The organism is Streptococcus sp. CCH8-C6 (assembly GCF_001557225.1).
Taxonomy (GTDB): Bacteria; Bacillota; Bacilli; order Lactobacillales; family Streptococcaceae; genus Streptococcus; species Streptococcus sanguinis_C.
In genome coordinates this window covers 259,885-276,584 of the sequence record NZ_LSJN01000018.1, presented here as the reverse complement: position 1 = coordinate 276,584, position 16,700 = coordinate 259,885, and the positions used below count along the sequence as shown (strand labels likewise).

Annotated in this window: 18 protein-coding genes and 1 tRNA gene; 3 read left to right on the top strand and 16 right to left on the bottom strand. The window is 40.9% G+C overall.

Annotation, left to right across the window (positions count from 1 at the left end; translation table 11 throughout):
• Positions 1–8 precede the first annotated feature (8 nt).
• The 5 genes from AX677_RS02250 to rpiA form a co-directional block, all read right to left on the bottom strand.
• Entirely contained in the window at positions 9–770 is a 762-nt protein-coding gene (locus tag AX677_RS02250) for a hypothetical protein (protein ID WP_060976023.1), read from the bottom strand.
• Entirely contained in the window at positions 767–1,480 is a 714-nt protein-coding gene (gene deoD, locus AX677_RS02245) for a purine-nucleoside phosphorylase (RefSeq protein ID WP_060976049.1), read from the bottom strand. Before deoD ends, AX677_RS02250 begins: the two co-directional genes overlap by 4 nt.
• A gap of 287 nt (positions 1,481–1,767) precedes the next feature.
• A complete protein-coding gene (locus AX677_RS02240) occupies positions 1,768–2,580 on the bottom strand; it encodes a purine-nucleoside phosphorylase (RefSeq protein WP_002924561.1) in 813 nt (270 codons plus the stop codon).
• A 29-nt stretch (positions 2,581–2,609) separates the two neighbouring features.
• On the bottom strand, positions 2,610–3,821 hold the full coding sequence (locus AX677_RS02235) for a phosphopentomutase (RefSeq protein WP_060976022.1): 1,212 nt from the start codon (positions 3,819–3,821) through the stop codon (positions 2,610–2,612).
• 13 nt (positions 3,822–3,834) lie between these two features.
• A complete protein-coding gene (gene rpiA / locus AX677_RS02230) occupies positions 3,835–4,512 on the bottom strand; it encodes a ribose-5-phosphate isomerase RpiA (RefSeq protein WP_060976021.1) in 678 nt (225 codons plus the stop codon).
• Between the two features lie 177 nt (positions 4,513–4,689).
• On the opposite strand from rpiA, the gene mnmE reads away from it, so the two are divergent.
• On the top strand, positions 4,690–6,063 hold the full coding sequence (gene mnmE, locus AX677_RS02225; RefSeq protein WP_060976020.1) for a tRNA uridine-5-carboxymethylaminomethyl(34) synthesis GTPase MnmE: 1,374 nt from the start codon (positions 4,690–4,692) through the stop codon (positions 6,061–6,063).
• A gap of 112 nt (positions 6,064–6,175) precedes the next feature.
• Here mnmE and AX677_RS02220 read toward each other — a convergent pair.
• From AX677_RS02220 to AX677_RS02190, 7 genes are all read right to left on the bottom strand, one after another.
• Positions 6,176–6,247, bottom strand: a tRNA-Arg gene (locus tag AX677_RS02220).
• 40 nt (positions 6,248–6,287) lie between these two features.
• Positions 6,288–6,635, bottom strand: coding sequence for a 50S ribosomal protein L19 (gene rplS / locus AX677_RS02215; RefSeq protein WP_002900259.1), 348 nt, complete (start codon positions 6,633–6,635; stop codon positions 6,288–6,290).
• Between the two features lie 118 nt (positions 6,636–6,753).
• Entirely contained in the window at positions 6,754–7,080 is a 327-nt protein-coding gene (gene crcB, locus AX677_RS02210) for a fluoride efflux transporter CrcB (RefSeq protein WP_060976019.1), read from the bottom strand.
• Complete coding sequence (gene crcB, locus AX677_RS02205) at positions 7,077–7,451, bottom strand: fluoride efflux transporter CrcB (protein WP_060976018.1); 375 nt, start codon at positions 7,449–7,451, stop codon at positions 7,077–7,079. Before crcB (AX677_RS02205) ends, crcB (AX677_RS02210) begins: the two co-directional genes overlap by 4 nt.
• Positions 7,451–7,714 carry a chorismate mutase gene (locus tag AX677_RS02200; protein ID WP_002900255.1) on the bottom strand — a complete coding sequence of 88 codons (264 nt, stop codon included), beginning with the start codon at positions 7,712–7,714 and terminating at the stop codon, positions 7,451–7,453. Before AX677_RS02200 ends, crcB (AX677_RS02205) begins: the two co-directional genes overlap by 1 nt.
• Positions 7,715–7,865: 151 nt before the next feature.
• On the bottom strand, positions 7,866–9,248 hold the full coding sequence (gene sufB / locus AX677_RS02195) for a Fe-S cluster assembly protein SufB (RefSeq protein ID WP_060976017.1): 1,383 nt from the start codon (positions 9,246–9,248) through the stop codon (positions 7,866–7,868).
• Positions 9,249–9,372: 124 nt separating this feature from the next.
• The gene (locus AX677_RS02190; protein WP_060976016.1) at positions 9,373–9,813 is read right to left on the bottom strand and encodes a flavodoxin; all 441 of its coding nucleotides are present in this window, start codon (positions 9,811–9,813) and stop codon (positions 9,373–9,375) included.
• A 105-nt stretch (positions 9,814–9,918) separates the two neighbouring features.
• On the opposite strand from AX677_RS02190, the gene AX677_RS02185 reads away from it, so the two are divergent.
• Both AX677_RS02185 and AX677_RS02180 read left to right on the top strand, forming a co-directional pair.
• On the top strand, positions 9,919–10,854 hold the full coding sequence (locus AX677_RS02185; RefSeq protein ID WP_060976015.1) for a bifunctional oligoribonuclease/PAP phosphatase NrnA: 936 nt from the start codon (positions 9,919–9,921) through the stop codon (positions 10,852–10,854).
• Between the two features lie 107 nt (positions 10,855–10,961).
• On the top strand, positions 10,962–11,204 hold the full coding sequence (locus AX677_RS02180; protein WP_002895374.1) for a type B 50S ribosomal protein L31: 243 nt from the start codon (positions 10,962–10,964) through the stop codon (positions 11,202–11,204).
• A gap of 136 nt (positions 11,205–11,340) precedes the next feature.
• On the opposite strand, the gene AX677_RS02175 is transcribed toward AX677_RS02180, so the two are convergent.
• From AX677_RS02175 to ldcB, 4 genes are all read right to left on the bottom strand, one after another.
• Positions 11,341–12,789 (bottom strand): hypothetical protein, encoded by a 1,449-nt coding sequence (locus AX677_RS02175; RefSeq protein WP_060976014.1) that lies wholly within the window; start codon positions 12,787–12,789, stop codon positions 11,341–11,343.
• Between the two features lie 222 nt (positions 12,790–13,011).
• Positions 13,012–14,976, bottom strand: coding sequence for a hypothetical protein (locus tag AX677_RS02170; protein ID WP_060976013.1), 1,965 nt, complete (start codon positions 14,974–14,976; stop codon positions 13,012–13,014).
• A 594-nt stretch (positions 14,977–15,570) separates the two neighbouring features.
• A complete protein-coding gene (locus AX677_RS02165) occupies positions 15,571–15,861 on the bottom strand; it encodes an AraC family ligand binding domain-containing protein (RefSeq protein ID WP_002933561.1) in 291 nt (96 codons plus the stop codon).
• 75 nt (positions 15,862–15,936) lie between these two features.
• On the bottom strand, positions 15,937–16,698 hold the full coding sequence (ldcB, locus tag AX677_RS02160) for an LD-carboxypeptidase LdcB/DacB (protein ID WP_268869223.1): 762 nt from the start codon (positions 16,696–16,698) through the stop codon (positions 15,937–15,939).
• Between the last annotated feature and the right edge of the window lie 2 nt (positions 16,699–16,700).

Below are 16,700 nucleotides of genomic sequence, written 5' to 3'. Positions count from 1 at the left end.
GCTACTCCTTATAAGAGACTTTCTATGACCGCATTCGCTCGGTCAAAGTAAAAAGGTTCTCTCTGATAGACAATGCCTGTCTCCAGAGCCAAATCAACCAGAAGCGCCATAAAGTGCTGAGACGAGAAACCTGTCGTCCTGTGCAATTCTTCCTCATCGAAAGGCTTGATAAGATGAGCCAACGGATTGCGGACTGATTTTTCTAACTCTCTTAGCTGCTGTGCTGATTCTTTGACAGATTCGTGTAAATTCAACTGCAAAATCAGCTCCGTCAAACTAGAAGAATTGACCGTGCTTTCTGCATGAAAATTTTGCAGGTCAGGATTATCAGAATTTCGCATCTTTTCAAACTTCCAACGGTCGTAACTAGCCCCTCGCGAGTTATGAATATAGCAGTCAATATCCGGTATTTGCATGCGAATCAGCCGCATAAAAATCCGATAAATAGCTGGACTAACAGCTCGGATAAAGTCAATCAGCTGCTCATTTCTCAGCTTGGCTTCCAGATCATAAAGGTAATTGACCAACTGCTCGTCCGATTCATTTTCATGGCAAAAAAGCTGAAAATCAGCTAGGTTAGACCCAGTGATTTCCAACTTTAGATTCATCATAGATTGGATGTTGAGCTCTCTTCGCTCCGCTAAAGCGCCAAGAAGACGGACCAAGTCAGACTGGACACCACTTCCTGCTCTCTCAGCTAGTTTATGAGCATAAGCATAGTCATAGCGGGAAATAGCAAAGAGAATGGCTTCTTTGACATCTACTTTCATGCTTCTGCAATCAAGGTTTCCAAACCAACCTTCATCATATCGGTGAAGGTATTTTGGCGCTCTTCAGCTGTTGTATCCTCTTCAGGATTGACCAAGCTGTCAGAAATAGTCATAATTGCCAGAGCATCTACATGGTGCTGAGCAGCCAGATAGTAAAGAGCTGCCGCTTCCATTTCAACTGCCTTAACGCCCCACTTACCAAGCTCGATATTCTTTTCAAAGTAGTTTGAGTAAAAGACATCAGACGACAAAACATTCCCAACATGGGTTGTCATACCAAGATGTTTGGCGATATGGTAAGCCTTATCTAACAAATCAAAGCTAGCGATTTGCGGAAAATCATACTGTGGCCAGTCATTACGGATAATGTTGGAGTTAGTTGCAGCCGCCTGCGCCAAAACCAATTCACGAACATGGACATCAGCATTCAGCGAGCCCGCTGTTCCGACACGGATTAGCTTTTTCACACCGTAGTCAACAATCAGCTCACGCGCGTAGATAGAGATTGATGGCATTCCCATCCCTGTCCCCATAACAGAAACACGCTGGCCTTTATAAGTTCCAGTGTAGCCGAACATATTGCGGACTTCATTGAAGCAAACAGCATCTTCTAAAAAGTTCTCAGCAATAAACTTAGCCCGAAGCGGATCCCCTGGAAGAAGGATTTTATCAGCAATCTCGCCTTGTTTAGCAGAAATATGAATAGACATAATATAAGATACTAAGGGCTTAAAAGAGGCAAAGAAAAAATAGGAAATCAAACGAAGATGCGACTGCATCTAGGTAGATTTATCTTTTTTGCACCGCCTCTAGCCCGAGTTCAATTCAAACTCAGATGCCCTTCCTTTCTGTTTTTATTTGAAAGATAGTTTTTGCTCGTGTTCAAATCTGAACAACTCACTCTACCTTTCTTTAGTTTAATGATTTTATCAGCATAGATAGAAAGGCTGTTCCGGGTTTAATTACCAACCCAGACACTCCGCCTTTCAACATTTTTTTACAATTCAGCAAGTGTTTCTTTAAGAAGTCGTTTGAAATCACCCTTGACACGTTCTGTTACTTCAACCACTTCCTCATGATTAAGCTCTTCTTGGAACCCAGCAGCAAAGTTTGTAATGCATGAAATTCCAAGGACTTTCAAACCAGAATGTGCTGCTACAATCACTTCAGGAACAGTAGACATGCCGACTGCATCCGCCCCAAGCGTCTTATAAGCACGGATTTCTGCTGGCGTTTCATAAGTTGGTCCAGTTACACCGATATAAACACCCTCATCCAGCTTGATACCAAGCTTATCAGCAACTTTGTGAGCGACGGCACGGTATTCTGGAGTGTAAGATTTAGACATATCAGGGAAACGTGGACCAAATTCATCCAAGTTTTCACCGATCAAAGGATTTTGGCCAGTCATATTGATGTGGTCAGTGATCGCCATAAGCGTACCAGGGCCATAGCCGATACCACCGGCAGCATTGGTCACAATAACACCTGTCGCACCAAGAGCCTTCATCACACGTACGGGGAAAGTAACGATTTCTAAAGGATTTCCTTCATAGAAATGGAAACGACCTTGAAGAGCCAAGACTTTACGTCCTGCCAAGTCTCCATAAACTAATTTACCAGCGTGGCCAACAACAGTTGAACGACCCCAGTTTGGAATATCCGCATAATCAAGACTAACGGCATTTTCGATTTCAGAAGCCAATTCTCCCAAACCAGATCCCAAAATCAGACCAAACTCAGGCTCTGTCATACCTTTTTCTTTCAGGAAGGCTGCTGTTTCTTTGATTTTTTCTGATAAGCTTGTCATAAAATATTTTCCTCACTCTCTTATAATGCTTATACCAATTTGTCCAAGAAGCTTTCTCCAATCATCGCCTTATCCACTCCGAAGTTTTCAGAAATGGTAGCTGAGATGTCCGCAAAGTGGCCAACAGGAATATGACCTTGACCGCTCAGCGATTTTCCGAAGACCAAGAGCGGAATGTACTCACGAGTGTGATCCGTTCCGGCATAGGTCGGATCATTACCATGGTCAGCAGTAATCATGAGCAAGTCATCTTCACGCATGTTTTTAATAATTTCTGGGATGCGAGCATCAAACTCTTCCAAGCAGTCACGGTAGCCATGTGGATCACGGCGGTGACCATAAAGAGCATCAAAGTCTACTAGGTTAGTGAATGAGAAACCTTCTTTGAAGTTGTCGTCTTTCAGGGCTTTGACCAATGTATCTACACCATGATTGTTAGACTTATTGTGTCCCATATCATGGTTGATTCCAGCACCATTGAAGATGTCGTTAATCTTACCAACAGAATAAGTATCAATTCCGGCTTCATTGAGCTTGTCAAGTACAGTTGGATTGAACGGAGATACGGCATAGTCGTGACGATTGGCTGTACGAGTAAAGTTGCCTGGCTCACCTACATAAGGACGAGCGATAATACGTCCCAGAAGCGCAGGGCGTTCCAAGGTAATAGAGCGGACGAATTCACAGATACGATAGAGCTCTTCCAAAGGAATCACTTCTTCGTGTGCCGCAATTTGCAATACTGGATCAGCAGAGGTGTAGATAATCAGCTCGCCGGTTTCCATCTGACGAGGACCAAAGTCATCAATAACTGCTGTACCAGAGTATGGCTTGTTAGCCTCACGAATGACCTTGCGACCAGAAAATTCTTCAATCTGAGTCAGGATTTCTTCTGGGAAGCCATTCCAGAAAGTATCAAAAGGCTCAGTAATATTGAGACCCATGATTTCCCAGTGTCCTGTCATCGTGTCTTTTCCAAGAGATACTTCTTCCAGCTTGGTATAGTAGCCGCTAGGATTTTCTTCTTGAGGAACTGTCTTCAAAGGAGCAGGACGCTCAATATTTCCCAGACCAATCTTAGCCATGTTTGGCACATTCAGTCCTACCGTTTTGGAAATATGTCCCAGAGTATCTGAAGCACCATCTGGTACCCCTGCATTGACAAAATTATTGGCATCCGGTGCAGCACCGATACCAACTGAGTCCATAACTACCAAGTGAATACGATTAAATTTTGGCATAAAATACCTCTTTCTATTTATTGGCCTCTAAAACTTGAAGACCTGATTTTCCAGCAACAATAACCTTGTCTACCATTTGATTAAACAATCCATGCTCCACTACTCCCACAACATGATCAAGTTCTTGTGCAAACTCAACTGGATTTTCAATCACACCTAAATCTAAGTCAATAATGAAATTCTGCATGTCCGTGACAAAACGTTGGTCATCTTTCTCACGAAAGGCTGGCTTATATCCAGCACGCTCAAAGCGACGAAAGAGCTGTTCAGCACCATACTGAACAACTTCTACTGGTAGCTTGAAGGCACCTAACTTCTCGACCATCTTGCTCTCATCGACTACCCAGATATAGTGCTTTGTAGGCACTGCTACGACTTTCTCCATGAGAAGCGCGCCGCCACCGCCCTTGATACCGTTAAAAGCTGAATCAACCTCATCAGCACCATCAACTGTCACATCAACAAAGTCAACTTCATCAATGGATTTGAGCGATATACCTAAACATTCCGCCTGTTTGCTAGTGACACTGGAAGTCGTAACAGCTGTAATGTGTAGTCCTTCTTCTTTTATACGACGGCCAATTTCTTCGACAAAATAATAAGCGGTCGAACCCGTCCCGAGACCAACTATCATCCCGCTTTGGACAAATTCAGCAGCCTTGATTCCTGCCAGTTTCTTTAGATTTTCCATAGCACCTCCTCAAATCACACTACTTTTATTATATCATGATTCTCACTAACATGAAAGTGTTTTCTTTAACGGACTTAAATTTCATTCCTTCCGCTTGATAATCGAAAGCCTTGCTCCTCCTTGATTTTTGCGTTACAATTAGGGTAATTGATTTTAAAACACAAGGAAAAATACAGTATGATTACCAGAGAATTTGATACAATCGCTGCGATTTCTACGCCTCTTGGCGAAGGGGCCATCGGCATCGTCAGACTAAGCGGGACTGACAGCTTTGCTATTGCCCAAAAAATCTTCAAAGGGAAAAATCTAAGCAAAGTAGAAAGTCACACACTCAACTATGGCCATATCGTTGACCCTCAAAATCAGGAAATTTTGGACGAGGTCATGGTTGGTGCTATGCGCTCTCCCAAGACATTCACGCGCGAGGACATCATTGAAATAAACACTCACGGGGGAATTGCGGTTACTAATGAAATCCTGCAACTAGTTATCCGAGAAGGAGCTAGAATGGCAGAGCCTGGTGAGTTTACCAAGCGGGCCTTTTTGAATGGTCGAGTGGACCTGACTCAGGCTGAGGCAGTTATGGATATCATCCGCGCCAAGACCGATAAAGCCATGAACAATGCTGTCAAGCAGCTGGATGGGTCTCTCTCCAATCTTATCAACAATACTCGTCAGGAAATTCTCAACACTTTGGCTCAGGTCGAGGTCAACATTGACTATCCGGAGTACGACGATGTGGAAGAGATGACGACCCAATTGATGCGAGAGAAAACAGCTGAGTTCGAGGCTCTGCTAAGCAATCTTCTCAATACTGCAAGACGAGGTAAGATTTTACGCGAAGGCATTTCCACTGCTATCATCGGCAGACCTAATGTTGGCAAGTCCAGTCTGCTCAACAATCTCCTGCGCGAGGACAAGGCCATTGTGACTGATATCGAGGGTACGACTCGGGATGTGATTGAGGAGTATGTCAATATCAAGGGAGTACCGCTCAAGCTTATTGATACAGCAGGAATTCGGGAAACCGATGACCTTGTAGAACAAATTGGAGTTGAGCGCTCTAAAAAAGCTCTGCAGGAAGCCGACTTGGTCCTCTTAGTTCTCAATGCCAGCGAGCCTTTGACAGATCAGGACAAACAATTGCTTGAAATCAGCCAAGATAGCAATCGTATCGTCTTACTTAACAAGACTGACCTCGAAGAAAAGATTGAGCTGGACCAGCTGCCAGCAGATGCTATCAAGATTTCTGTCCTTCACAACCAAAATATCGACAAAATTGAAGAACGCATCAATCAACTCTTCTTTGAAAATGCTGGTATCGTCGAACAAGACGCCACCTACCTGTCTAACGCACGCCATATCTCCTTGATTGAAAAAGCTCTGGAAAGCCTTCAAGCCGTCAACCAAGGATTGGAAATGGGTATGCCGGTAGACCTTCTCCAAGTTGATATGACCCGTACTTGGGAAATCCTCGGTGAAATCACTGGTGACGCCGCACCAGACGAACTCATAACCCAACTCTTCAGCCAATTCTGCTTAGGGAAATAGAGAACAAAAGGACTGATACACTCAGTCCTTTTTATGATGAATAAAAACAAAACAACACAGCAAGTTAAAATATAGAAAAAACTACGTTTGACAACGTAGTTTTTCATATCCATGTCCCCTGCCGGAATCGAACCAGCAACTACTCCTTAGGAGGGAGTTGTTATATCCATTGAACTAAGGGGACTTAGAGAAAAACTCTGCCCAACGACAGAGTCTTTCTAAGATTAACGGCGAATTTCTTTGATACGCGCTGCCTTACCTTGCAATGCACGAAGGTAGTACAATTTAGCACGACGGACTTTACCGTAACGAACGACTTCAATCTTGTCAACACGTGGAGTGTGGATTGGGAAAGTACGTTCAACACCGATACCGTTAGAGATTTTACGAACGGTGTATGTTTCTGAAATACCAGCACCTTTACGAGCGATAACCACACCTTCAAAGATCTGGATACGTTCGCGACTTCCTTCGACAACTTTCGCGTGAACGCGGACAGTGTCACCAGGACGGAATGCAGGGATGTCAGTACGAAGTTGACCTTCAGTCAAGCTTTGGATTAATGGATTCATTTTTTCTACTCCTATCTTACTAATCTTAAGGTTCATGACCGCAGCGGATTAGCCGTTTTTTGTGCTTCCATTAGGCACAAACTATATTATATCAAAATTTCTAAAAATGTAAAGATGTTTAAATGAAAATTCCCAAAAGAATCGCTAAAATTCCGAGAATATAAGTAAAAGCCAAATAGAGAACAAATTTCTTTCGCTCCGAAAAGAGATCTGCCAGCTCAGCATTCAAAGTGGAAAAGGTCGTCAAACCACCACAGAAGCCTGTTGCTAAAATCACATAAAGTTGCTTGTCTTCTATATGCTTATAAAAATATCCAATGAGAAAAGCACCTAGAATGTTTGCCAATAAAGTCCCAATCGGCAGAGATGCTCTGCTATTGACCTTGGAGAAAACATAACGAACGAGAGCACCAGTGCCACAGCAGATTAACATCGCCGACATCATGGCTTCACCTGCTTTCCAGCCCATAAGGCGATTGCAAGGCCACCACCTACACTTAAAACTAGATAGATAAGAAGCTCCATATAGCGCCCTGAATCTGCTAGTTTGATACTGTCTAGTAGAAGACCAGAAAAAGTCGTCAGACCTCCGCAAAAACCAGTCGAAAGCGCTAAAAGCAGACGCTGGGACTTGACTTTACTGCTAAGATAGCCCTTGATAATATAGACCAGCAAAAAAGTTCCCAAATAATTGACCAGTAAGGTACCTATCGGAAATGGATTCGCAAAAACTGATAAGAGCGCTACTTGGTAACGTAGCCAACCACCTGCCATCGCAGATAAAGCCACAGCAATAGAGTTCTGTACTTCTTTCATTAGATATTTTTATTCTGAAATTCACGCGAACGTTTTAAAATGTCAGAAAAGGTCGCAACAACAGTTTCCTTGTAGTCCTTGTTTTCAACCTTATCCGCCACTCTGGCAAAAATCACATCTTCTCTCTTGCTATCCAAGACAGCTGTACCTGTTAATTTTTTTAAAGCCACGACTTGGTCGACCAGATTCATGCGTTGCTCCAGTAAGGTAACGATTGCATCATCCACTTGATCAATTTCCTGTCTGATTTCTTCTAACGTCATCTCATTCCTCCTTATATTCTATCTATCATATCAAAAAATAGTAAAATTTTCTAGTTTAATTCTAAATAAAAAGGTCCAATGGACCTTAGATTAAAGAGAACTTGCAAAAGCGAGTTTTTATCCGCAACCTAAAACAGTCCCCCGAACTGTTTTAGCCAACTGAGCCTTCCATACTCATGTTGATGAGTTGGTTGAGTTCGACGGCGTATTCCATTGGTAGTTCCTTAGTAATGGGTTCCATAAATCCATTGATAATCATAGCTGTGGCTTCTTCTTCGCTTATTCCTCGGCTCATTAGGTAGTAGAGCTGGTCCTCAGATACTTTGGAAACCTTGGCTTCATGCTCTAGCGCGACATTGGAATTATGGATTTCATTAAAAGGAATGGTGTCAGAACTGGACTCACCATCCATCAGAATGGTATCACACTCGATATGAGATTTGGAGCCTGCACTATTCTTACCAAAGCGGACCTGACCACGATAGTCTGTCTTTCCACCATCCTTGGCCACTGATTTAGAAATTAAGGTACTGGAAGTCTTGGGTGCATTATGAAAGACCTTACAACCCGCATCCAAGTGCTGACCATAGTTGGCAAAAGACATGGATAAAACAGAAGTCCGTGCATTGCGGCCATTAAGAATGCTACAAGGATATTTCATATTGACCTTACTGCCTAAGTTCCCATCAATCCACTCTAAGGTGCCGCCTTCCTCAACAATCCCCCGCTCGGTTACGAGGTTATAGACATTGTCCGACCAGTTTTGAATGGTTGTATAGCGGAAAAAGGCATCCTTTTTGACAATGATTTCGACATTTGCCGCATGAAGACTATTGCTTGTGTAAGTCGGTGCTGTACAGCCCTCGATATACTGTATAGAACCGCCCTCCTCGATAATCATCAAGGAACGCTCAAACTGGCCAGCATTTTCACCATTGATTCGAAAATAGGTCTGAACAGGAACTTGGCACTGGACATTCTTGGGCACATAGATAAAGGTTCCGCCGGACCAAACTGCGCTATTAAGCGCAGAAAATTTATGCTCAGCATTTGAAATCACAGTACCAAAAAACTGCTTGACCAAGTCCGGATATTCCTGAACAGCCGTATCCGTATCGGTGAAGATAATCCCCAGCTTGGCAAACTCTTCCTTCATATTGTGGTAAACCACTTCAGATTCATACTGAGCCACAGCTCCAGATAGGAACTGCTTCTCAGCTTCTGGAATTCCCAAGCGGTCAAAGGTTTTCTTAATCTCTTCTGGAACTTCATCCCAACTGCGAGCCCGATCTCCGCTTAGCTTTTGATAATAGATAACATCATCAAAACGAATCCCTGACAAATCCGGGCCAAAGTCGGGCATAGGTAACTTATGAAAGAGTTCCAAGGAGCGCAGACGATAGTCCAGCATCCACTGGGGCTCATTCTTGATTTCTGAGATTTCTCGAACTACTTCTTCGGTCAAACCTTTACCAGTCGAAAAGAGCGGCTTGACATCATCATGAAAGCCAAAAGCATAGTCGCGTTCTTTCATAGGAACTCCTCCTTTATCTGATGGATAGCGCTTACCTATATTATACTCCTAATCATAAGAATTGTCAGAAAATAACACTTTCGCACAAAAAAAACGGCCGCAGCCGTTTCATCTATCTATCACTTTAAACTTTATTAACCAAGCCTTCCGCAAAAGCTTCTAAGCGTGCAATATCATCATCTTCCGCAGATAGGTCTACTTTAACACTTTCTGCACCCTTAACCGCTCCTGTAGCAGCAAAGGCAGCATCAAAGTCATCGACAGCCTTGCAGAATTCATCATAGAAAGTATCGCCCGAACCGACCACTCCGTAGACCTTGCCAGACAAATCCAAACCAGATAAGTCTTCGTAGAAGTCCATCATCTCATCCGGCAGCTCACCATCACCATAGGTATAGGTCGCTACAATCGCGATATCTGCTTCCAAGAAATCTTCTGCATCGACAGTGGTGCACTCGTCCACTTCAACTTCTACATCCAGTTCTCTTAGCTTATCCGCCACAATATCAGCAATTTCCTCGGTGTTTCCAGTCATGCTGGCAAATACAATTTTCGCTAAGGTCATAGTTTCCTCCAAATTCTAATCTGCTCCCATTATATCATATCTTTTTTATTTTAAAAATAAAAACTCTTATGCTACAATGGGTAAAGAAAGTTGACGAGGTTATTTATGACTCTTTATCATGATATTTTAAGTAAGATCAAAGAATACGATACTATTATCATCCATCGCCATATGCGACCAGATCCCGATGCTCTTGGCAGTCAGGTCGGACTGAAAAAGCTGCTTCAGTACCACTTCCCAGAAAAGACAATAAAAGTAACAGGCTACGATGAGCCCAATCTCATGTGGTTGGCACAAATGGACCAAGTCGCAGACGAAGAATACCAAGAGGCCCTAGTCATCGTCTGTGACACCGCTAATACAGCCCGCATTGACGACCAACGCTACACGACAGGCGACTTCCTCATCAAAATCGATCATCATCCTGATGATGAGGTTTACGGAGATATTTCTCTAGTTGATACAAGCTCCAGCAGTGCCAGTGAGATGATCGCTCTCTTTGCCTTTGAAAATAACTTAGACTTGAGCAAGGAAGCTGCTGAACTCCTCTATGCTGGTATCATCGGCGACACTGGCCGCTTCCTTTATCCTTCCACTAGCGCCCGCACATTCGAAGTAGCTGCCAAGCTACGCCAGTACGATTTCGACTTATCAACCTTGTCCCGCAAAATGGACTCTATCAGCCGCCAGGTAGCTAAACTGCAGGGCTATGTCTATGAGCAATTGGAAATAGATGAAAATGGGACTGCGCGGGTCATTCTGCCTCAGGAAGTTTTACAAGCCTATCAACTGACCGATGCTGATACAGCAGCCATCGTCGGGGCACCTGGACGAATTGAAGATGTCGGTCTGTGGGCTATCTTTGTTGAGCAGCCAGATGGTCACTACCGTGTCCGCATGCGCAGCAAGGTTATTCCTATCAACGGTATTGCTAAAAATCATCATGGCGGAGGACACCCCTTAGCCAGCGGAGCCAATGCATTTTCTAAAGAAGAAATAGAGCAAATCTACACCGAGATGAAAGAATTGGCAAAAAAGTAAGAAATTAGTCTAAAAGTCTTGTCAAATCAATCAGAATTTGATAAACTATCAAAGTAACTAATCTATGGCTCGCAAAGAGACCATGGCAGAAAGGAAATTTTTGTAAAATGAGAAAAGATATTCATCCAGAATACCGACCAGTTGTCTTCATGGACACTTCTACCGGCTACCAGTTCCTTAGTGGTTCAACTAAGCGTTCAAACGAAACAGTTGAATTCGAAGGGGAAACTTACCCATTGATCCGTGTAGAAATTTCATCAGACTCACACCCATTCTACACTGGACGTCAAAAGTTCACTCAAGCAGATGGACGTGTGGATCGTTTCAACAAAAAATACGGTCTCAAATAATCATAAGCACCAATCGGTGCTTTTTTTGTATCCTAGTATGTTTATAAAATGTAAAGATAGAGAGGAAAAACTGGGTAGAGGTGCCCAGCTTTTTTGAAGAGATAGATTATAAAGAATAATTTAGACTAAATAAAAATTATTTATAGTTGAATATCCAATAATAGGTACCATCTCCTGCTAGTAAACAAGCTACAGCGCCCTCTTTAGCATCCGGGCTGAGCAATAGCTTACGATTGCCACTTTTAAGCCATTTAGAAGCTACTACTGACGCATCATCCTCTCGACGGAAGGTAATGCCAGCATCACTGTCATAGCTAACAGCTAATTTATTGGCTGTTGGGAGAGATTGATTATTGTAGATATCATCAGACCAGATTAATTCAGGTAGATTTTGCTCCTTACGAGCAGCATTAATGGCTGCAAAAGCTGCCTTGGCCTTATCTATATCTGGGAAATTAGAATCTTCTGTTTTCTCAACTCGATAGATAAATTTGATGGAGCCGAATTCCGTTTTTTCATAACCCTTAACACTGCTGGTTAGATTAGCAGTCAGAACATAATCTCTAGCCCAAGCATGTTCCACTGCCTGTTTGAAGACATCTTCTTCTTCGATTTCATAAGTTACTTTACATTCGTAACCTGCATTATCCAGCATTTTTGGTGACAACTGTTTCTGAACATAATCAATAAATTCTTCTTTATTCTTAAACGGTAGCGCTTCTCCTGCTTTACCAGTTCCTACCACATTTTCAGAATAAAGTTTAACACTAGATGCATTATCATCATAATTGTATTCATCGTCTTTTGGATTGGAATGATTATTTGGATCAAGAGCCGGATCGTCTAAATCTGTTCCGTTAAAGAGTTTCCAGCGGTCGCCCATCCACTTGTAGTATCCATCAATACCATCAGGGTTTTCGTCTCCTAGATGGACTCGGTAATAATAGGTGCCGTTATCATCTACAAAGCGATGATCACTCTTCATCCGAGGATCATCAGGTCTGTAGAGAGGTTTTGGTAGTTTGCTATAGTCGATATTCGGTTTCGGAGCCCAGTCAGGTGTTTCTGGCTTATCTAGCCCAGGCTTAGGTTCTGGTTGTGGATCTGGACTTGGTTCTGGATCTGGAGTCGGTGTTGGAGATGGTTCCTCTGCCTTCTTCACATAAACCCACTGACCGTTTTGGTAATAATAAGAGCCATCATCCAATACATAATAGTGATAGCCATTTTCATAACGGTAATGAGGATCATTTTTTAGCTTGTTAAAGCCATCTTGATAGTAGAGTTCCCACTTGCCATTTCTATAGATATAGTAGTCACCGTCTTTGTTCTTATAATAATAAGAGCCGTTCCAATAAAAAATATCAGAACGATACCAAGGATTGTAATATCCCAGATAACGGCCGTTGCCGTAGCTATAACCATAATCATAACCGCGTCTGTTATAATAACGATAGCCCGGTTGAATCATGTAATCTCTACCATAATTTGTTTCAGCATTACTTCTGACAACCAAAAAGAAAGAGAAAGCAAGAGCTCCATAAATGATTAAAGCTTTTAATAAGTGATTTCTTTTTATGTTCATGATTTTCACTCCTTTTATCACAAAAAATCACCGAAAATCCACCTCTTCTTATTATAATATTTTAATACTCTAGTTTTTCTCCGTCAAATAATAACAAAAATATTATCCTACAATTAAACACTTCTACTATTTTGTATAAAAAAACACCCTAGGGAGTTAGGCCGCTCCTAAGGGTGTTTTTCCGTTAATTAAGTCAATATTATTAGGAATTTAAATTAAATATTATTTATAGCTGTATGCCCAGTAGTAAACACCGTTTCCGTCTACAACTGTAGCTACTGCACCTTCAGTTACGTTAGGATCAAGAAGCAATTCTCTCAGACCGCTGTTAGCCCATTTTTTAACGACAACAGAGGCATCTTCATCACGACGTCCAACAAAGCCTGAGCTATCGTATTGACGTGAGATTTCATTTACTTTTGGAAGTGCTTGATTTTGATAAATATCTTCTGACCAAGTCAACTCTTTCAAACCTTGAGCTTTACGTTCTTCATTGATTTTAGCGAAAGCTTCTTTAGCTTTTGAAACATAGTCATAGTTTGTATCGTTTGTTGCTTCAACACGGTAAACAAACTTAACATAACCAAACTCTACATCACTGTATTTCTTGTCTTCAACACCACTCTTAAGGTTCGCAATCAAGACATAATCCTTAGCGTATGGGTTTTCTTTGGTTTTCTCAAAGATTTCTGGATCTTCGATTTCCCACTCAACTTTAGCATCCCAACCTGAGTTATCAAGGAACTTAGGTTTCATCTTTTCGATAACGTAGTTTTTGAACTCTTCAACGTTCTTAAACGGAAGCGGCTGACCTGCTTTAGCAGTAGCAACTAGATTAGTTGAGTACAATTTCACGCTAGAGTTTTGATCACTGTACATGTACTCATCGTCAGCAGTATTTTCGTGAAGTTTTGGATCAAGTGCTGGATCGTTTGGATCAGTCATACCTTGAAGTTTCCATTTTCCACCAATCCACTTCCAATATGGTGAATAACCTGTACGCTCTGAGTTAGATGGTACATAGTAATAATGTGTGCTACCATCGAAGTAGTAGTTTTTATCATTTTTTAGGGCTTTATCACCTGGTTTTCCTGGTGGGTAAACCAATTTTGGTGTTTGTCCATTTGGTGCCCATGCCAAGTGCTCAAGTCCTTCTGCTGGTTTTTCAACATAATCAGGGATTTGGTTTTCACTTGGTTCATCAGTTGTTACCAAACCTGGTGTTGTTGGAACAGCTGGTGTTGCTGGTGTTTCAGGTTTTGGTTCAGCTGGCGTTTCTGTAGATGGTTTGAATGGATCAAACTCGCTATCAGCACCATTAATTGGTGGATTATCTGGCAAATCAACACTTGGAGTTGTTGGTTGTTCTGGTTTTGGTTCAGCTGGTGTTGTTGGCTCTGCAGGTCTATCGCTAGGAGCTGGAGTCGGTTGAGCTGGTTCAGCTGGAGTTGGAGCAGGAACTTCTGGTTGAGCTGGCTCTGTTGGAGTTGTTGGTTGTTCTGGCTGCGCCGGAGTTGTTGGAGTTGTTGGTTGTTCTGGCTGTGCTGGAGTTGTTGTATCAGCAGAATCTTTAACAAGCACCCACTTACCATTTTGATAATAGTAATAGTCACCATTCTCTAAAACATAGTAATGGTAGCCATTTTCATAGCGATAATGTGGATCATTCTCCAAATTGTTAGTTGATGAATTATTGTTACTGTTGTTTGTCAAAGGTTTCCACGCACCATCACGGTAGATACGGTAAGTTCCGTCACTCATGCGATAGTAATGGTTACCATTCCAGTAAATATAATTGTCATCATTTTCAAGATTGTTGTAGTTATAATTCCAGTTGTTATAACCTGGGTAATAGTTGTTATAACCGTAGTTATAGTTGTTATAGCCATAGTTATAATTGTTATAGCCGTAGTAATAGTTGTTATAACCATAGTTATAGTTGTTGTAGCCATAGCCATAATTGTTGTAGTTATAACCATAGTTATTGTAGCTATAGTTATTACGCGTTCTGTTTGTGTTGCGAGAAGTACGAGTAGTACGTGTATTTGTATTCCAGTAATTATATCCTGGTTGGTAACGGTTATTGTAGCCGTATTCAGCCGCTTGTGCGTTATTCGCAGCCAAAACTGGAATAATAACCGCAGCAGCCAAAACAGATCTAGTTACAAATCTGAATTTTTTATCCATTGAATTAAACCTCCAAAAGCAACAGAGTGTCGCTTCAAAAAAAACTTTTTTATTAGGGGGGGGTAAATTATTTTTTTGTGCACAACTTCATAAAAAAATAATTTATTTGAGCCAGCATAATAATCTTCTAATCTCTTCTCCCTTTTTTAGTTTAGATATTAAATAGATTATATGCTCAAAAAATACTTTTTTATGCATATCTCACCCTCGATTTGAAATTATAGCACAAGATTTTTTCTAAATCAACAGTTTTGATTGACATTGTGTAAAATTTTATGATGGTCATTTTTAAAAGGTTCGGATTTTTTGTTCTTTTTTTTTATAAAACCAGAATTTATTATTTATAAAAGCATTAAATCCGAATGTTATTTTATTCAATGATATTTAAATTCAGTTTACACTGTGTAAAATATTTTTTCGCTTTTTATTTATCATATTTGAATACAAAGCTAAAACCCTTATATTACTGATTTTTTGAAGTATCTTATAATAGCAAAAAAATAAATCAATACTTAAAGATATATCTATAATTAGACATATTCTTAAATTTATATAAAAAAAGAGGAATTATAAGATTCCTCTTTTTTAAATATTTTAGTATTTTAACTGTTTAATAACTAAAATATGGCTATCTTTTTCTCCAAATAAACTATGTGGTTCATTTGGCTCCATCGTTAGAAAGGATCCTGGAACAAGTCGCACAGTATGATCTCCAGCAGAAAAGATCACATCCCCAGATAAACAAACAACTGTTACTAGGGCATCTGCACAATGTTCTGGTACTTCTTTTCCTTTAGCAAGATGAAGATGATGAATGATTCTCCCATCTTCTTCTACTGGTGTTTCTACAAAAGCATTATTAAGATTAGTTTGATAGAATTTCATTTTTTGAGCTCCTTTCGACCTTATAAAGCCAGTCAAGACCTGTTCAACTAAACAGGTCTTGACTAAAATTAAAAATTATTTTTCGTAGTCACCACCCGTAAAGTGATAATACTCCTCTAAAGTAAGACCTGAATCAGATATTTCTTTCGCTTCTTTACCTACATAACGTAAATGCCAACTTTCTGGTATATAGCCTGTTGAAGTTTCCTTTCCAACAGGGTAACGCACTACAAAGCCATATTTATAAGCATTATCTAAAAGCCATTGACTCGCTTCAGGCTCTTCAACTAAATTTCCGCTTATATCAATTAAATCAAATGCTAATCCAGTTTGATGCTCACTATACCCTGGTCTTGCTGAGTAGCGATCCGCCGCAGCTTGACCATCTTGGTTTGCATACTTTTGGTACAAATTCTCTTGTGCTTCGTAACTTCGAAAGCCACTGTATTGATTACTAACGGGATAGCCTTGAGCTTGCATATCTGCTATTAAATCTAATAATGCTGATTTAGCAGTAACATTCTCTCCTGGATTATAATCTGAAGACAAAGGATAATGTTTATTTGCGATGATAATTTGATCATATTTCCCTTGAACACTATAGTAGCTACCATTATAGGATACACTCTTATCAACCGAAATTGTCTTATCCCGATTGCTTTTTTCATGCGTATTATCAGGATTTGTTACTATATCTTTTTCAGAGCTTGAATTGTGCTTTTGCATCACTTCACCCTCTTGATTAGTAGAGTTATCTCTGGTATTGTCTTTACCTGATGAACACGCGCTTAAAACAAGAACAAATGTAGCAAGAAAAAATAGTTTACAGTATTTTATTA